The organism is Bacillus sp. TL12, from assembly GCF_022625245.1.
In the GTDB taxonomy this organism is placed as follows: domain Bacteria; phylum Bacillota; class Bacilli; order Bacillales; family Bacillaceae_G; genus Bacillus_A.
Window position 1 is genome coordinate 1 of sequence record NZ_JAJJBY010000238.1, and the last position, 320, is coordinate 320.

At 37.8% G+C, this 320-nt stretch carries 1 protein-coding gene; it reads right to left on the reverse strand.

The annotated features are described in order from the left end of the window. Positions 1 to 4: 4 nt before the first annotated feature. Positions 5 to 320 (reverse strand): DDE-type integrase/transposase/recombinase (locus LOK41_RS28745; protein WP_241819474.1); only part of this gene is annotated, 316 nt, incomplete at its 5' end.

Consider the following 320-nt stretch of genomic DNA (forward strand, 5'->3'; position numbering starts at 1 on the left):
GGGGTCACTTCATTTGAAGACTTCGCCTTTGTTTATATAGGGCATGAACGGTCTCAATACCCTTTATCGTACGTGAAGCATGGCGAAGATTTTGAAATCCTGCGGATTTGGCAAAACGCCTCTTTACATGCCTATGATCCTGTTCAATAAGATTGTTTAAATGTTTGATTGTATAATGGATTGTAGTTTGATACAATCCTTGTCTTCTTAATTTGTTAAATGCGCAAAGTAATGCTGGCGCTTTGTCTGTAGTGAGAACTGTTGGTTCTCCAAAATGTTTTACTAATCTTTTCATGAAGGAATAGGCAGCTTGATGATCT